Here is a 3,526-nt window from a genome sequence, read left to right on the forward strand (position 1 = left end):
AGGATATTGAGCACGAAGTAGTTGGGGGCATCCTTGGGCAACTGGTTCTGCCAGGTGTCGAGCAGTTCGGTACGCAACAGGGCGATCAGTGCCATGGCCAGCAGAATCAGGCCGAAGGCCAGCGACTGCCCGGCTGCCGCCAGCGGGTGCTTGAGCAGTTGCCCCAGGCCCAGCCGCCAGGCCAGCGGGGCGCCGGCCAGCAGGCGCCGCAGGCTGCGCAAGCCCAGCAGCAACACGCCACCGAGCAGCAGTGCAGCCAGCAGGCCGCCACCGAGCAGGGCGAACGTCAGCAACAGGTCCAGGCTCAGGCGCCACATGATCACGACCCAGCGCGAACAGTGCCGCGCCATACACCAGCCAACTGCTGGCCGGTACCGGCAGCAGGTCGCGGCGCAGCACGCGCAGCGGTGGCACCCGGCCCAATGCGGCGAGGGGCGGCAAGGCGAACCCTGCCAGTGCCACCAGCCCGGTAGCAATCCCGGCCAGTGCCGGGCCGACGCCACCGGGGGGCACGACTGCCGGCGCAGGCCCTGCAGCAGGGCGAACAACCCCAGTTGTGCGAGCCATCCCAGCAAGGCGCCGCTCACCGCCGCCACGCTGCCCAGTAGTGCCAGCTGCAGGCAGAACAACGTCAATGCCTGGCGCCGTGACAGGCCCAGGCAGCGTAGCAGGGCGCTGGCGTCGAAGCGGCGGATGGCGAAACGGCTGGCCGAGAGTGCCACGGCCACGCCTGCCAGCAGCACTGCCACCAGGCTGGCCATGTTCAGGTAGCGCTCGGCCTTGCCCAGCGCGCCGCCGATCTGCTGGTTGCCGTCACGCGAGTCGCGCAGGCGCTGGTGGGCGGCCAGGCCGGCTTTGGTGGCCTGGTTGTACTGGGCCAGTGCTTCAGGCTCGCCGCGCCACAGCTCACGGTAAGTCACCCGGCTGCCAGGCTGCACCACGCCGGTCGCGCTGAGATCGGCGAGGTTCATCAGCACGCGCGGGGTCAAACTGTAGAAGTTGCCGGCGCGGTCCGGCTCATAGGTCAGCACGCGGCTCAGGCGCAGGGTCTTCATGCCGACCTCGACGCTGTCGCCGATCTTCAGGTTCAGCGCGGCCAGCAGGCGTGACTCGACCCATGCCTCGCCCGGCGCCGGGCCACCGCCGGCGACCTCCTGGCCGTAGGCCTCGGCCGCACTGCGCAGTTCGCCGCGCAGGGGGTAGTTGCCGTCGGCCGCCTTGACGCTGGACAGCTGGATGCCATTGTCGGTGGCGATGACGCTGGAGAACTCGACGATCTGCGCATGCTTGAGGCCCAGCGCCGCGCCGCTGCTGATCTGTTGCGGGGCGGCCGGAGCACTGCCCTGCAGCACCAGGTCGGCCCCCAGGAACTCGGTGGCGCGCAGCAGCATGGCGCCGTTGAGGCGGGCGCCGAAATAGCCGATGGCAGTACTGGCGGCCACCGCCACCAGCAAGGCGAAGAACAGCACGCGCAGTTCGCCGGCACGGGCATCGCGCATCAGTTGACGCAACGCCAGGCTCAGCAGGCGCAGAAACGACAGGTGTGCCATCTAGGGCTCCAGCGGGGTGACCAGGTGGCCGGCGTCCAGGCGGATCAGACGCCCGCAACGATGGGCCAGGCGTTCGTCGTGGGTAACCAGCACAAGCGTGGTACCGCGTTCTTGGTTCAGTTCGAACAGCAGATCGGTGATGCGCTCGCCGGTATGGCTGTCGAGGTTGCCGGTGGGTTCGTCGGCGAACAGCACTGCCGGGTGCGCGGCAAAGGCTCGTGCAATCGCCACCCGCTGCTGTTCACCGCCCGACAGCTGGCGTGGCGAATGGCTCAGGCGCTGGCCCAGGCCGACGCGTTCGAGCAGGCTGCGGGCCTGCTCGCGGGCATCGCGCCGCCCGTCCAGCTCCAGCGGCAACATCACGTTCTCCAGGGCATTGAGGCTGTCGAGCAACTGGAAGGACTGGAACACGAAGCCCACATGCTCGGCGCGCACCTTGGCCCGCTGGTCTTCGTCGAGCGTGCTCAGGTCGTGGCCGGCCAGGGTCACGGCGCCGGCGCTGGGCAGGTCGAGCCCGGCGAGCAGGCCGAGCAGGGTCGACTTGCCCGACCCCGAGGCGCGACGATGGCCAGGCTGTCGCCGGTGTTCAAATCCAGGTCCAGCGGGTGCAGGATGGTCAGGTCGCCTTCCGCGCTGGGGACCACTTTGCTAAGGTTGCGCGCAGTTAATATGCTGGGGCCCATGGAGAATCCGATGCAGAAATGGTTATTGAGTGCTGGCCTGGCCTTGTTGTGCATGGCCCAGGGCGCATCGGCAGGAACGGTGCTGATCGTCGGGGATAGTATCAGTGCCGCTTTTGGCCTGGATACCCGTCAGGGGTGGGTTGCCCTGCTGGAGCAGCGGCTCAGGGACGAGGGTTTCGACGACAAGGTGGTCAATGCATCGATCAGTGGCGACACCAGTGCCGGGGGCCGGGCGCGGCTGCCGGCGCTGCTTGCAGAGCATGCACCGAGCCTGGTGGTGGTGGAGCTGGGGGGCAATGATGGCCTGCGTGGGCAGTTGCCTACGCAATTGCAACAAAATCTTGCCTCGATGATTGATCGCTCACGCGCCGCCGGTGCCAGGGTGCTGCTGCTGGGCATGCGCCTGCCGCCCAACTATGGCAAGCGCTACAACGAGGCATTCGCTCAGGTGTACGCCAACCTGCAAAGCGAAAAAAAGGTCCCGTTGGTGCCGTTTTTCCTTGAGGGCGTGGGCGGCGTGCCCGAGCTGATGCAAGCCGATGGCATCCATCCGGCGCAGGGCGCCCAGCAAAAGTTGCTGGAAAATGCCTGGCCATCAATAAAACCGCTGCTTTGACGCTTTTATAGTGACCGGCTTTGGGCTAATGTTGCGCCCCCGATTTGGAGCCCCCGATGCCGCGTCCCGCCTGGTCCCTGTATGCCTATCAATTGATCGAGCCTGACGAACAGCTTGACCTGTTCGCCTGCCAGGAGAGTCGCGTCCACCTGATCGCCCGCCAACTCGAGCTCGGCGGCTCGGCCGATCGCACGCTGTGCGGTACCTTGCTGCCGGCGCAGCCGCGCTGGTCGGGGGTAGAGCGCACAATCTACCGTGACCGGCGTCTGTGCTCGCTGTGCCGGGCGATTCTCGACGCCCAGCGCCGTGGTACCCGGCCCGTCTGGCCACAGCTGTAAGCCCGCCTATCCGCCTTTTTACCTTTGGCAAGGGTTCTCCCGCCGGGATGCCTCCCGGTTGTGCGGGGGGCGGTGTACAATTGCCCTCTTGACCCTACTGAATTAGCGAAGGATTTCCCGGATGTTGCCGCGCTTTCCCGCCGTCACCCGTTGCCTGTCCCTGGCCGCCTTGCTCGCGGCGGGCCCTGTTGCTGCACTGGAGTTCCCCCTGCCGCCGCCTGGCGACGACGTCATTGGCCAGGTCCAGGTGATCAAGGCCAAGTACGAGGACACCTTTGCCGATATCGGCACTGCCAACGACCTTGGCTACCTGGAGATGGTGGCCGCCAACCCGGGCGT

At 67.1% G+C, this 3,526-nt stretch carries 2 protein-coding genes and 3 pseudogenes; 3 read left to right on the plus strand and 2 right to left on the minus strand.

Features of this window, described 5'->3' with window-relative positions; all coding sequences use genetic code 11:
• Both G3436_RS21730 and G3436_RS21735 read right to left on the minus strand, forming a co-directional pair.
• A pseudogene (locus G3436_RS21730) lies at window positions 1–1,550 on the minus strand (ABC transporter permease); the annotation flags it as partial.
• Window positions 1,551–2,233, minus strand: a pseudogene (locus G3436_RS21735) (ABC transporter ATP-binding protein).
• Between the two features lie 10 nt (window positions 2,234–2,243).
• On the opposite strand from G3436_RS21735, the gene G3436_RS21740 reads away from it, so the two are divergent.
• The 3 genes and pseudogenes from G3436_RS21740 to G3436_RS21750 form a co-directional block, all read left to right on the plus strand.
• On the plus strand, window positions 2,244–2,849 hold the full coding sequence (locus G3436_RS21740) for an arylesterase (RefSeq protein WP_163949323.1): 606 nt from the start codon (window positions 2,244–2,246) through the stop codon (window positions 2,847–2,849).
• Between the two features lie 56 nt (window positions 2,850–2,905).
• A complete protein-coding gene (locus tag G3436_RS21745) occupies window positions 2,906–3,187 on the plus strand; it encodes a hypothetical protein (RefSeq protein WP_163949326.1) in 282 nt (93 codons plus the stop codon).
• Between the two features lie 121 nt (window positions 3,188–3,308).
• A pseudogene (locus G3436_RS21750) lies at window positions 3,309–3,526 on the plus strand (L,D-transpeptidase family protein); the annotation flags it as partial.

The sequence above is a fragment of the Pseudomonas brassicae genome (assembly GCF_010671725.1).
In the GTDB taxonomy this organism is placed as follows: Bacteria; Pseudomonadota; Gammaproteobacteria; order Pseudomonadales; family Pseudomonadaceae; genus Aquipseudomonas; species Aquipseudomonas brassicae.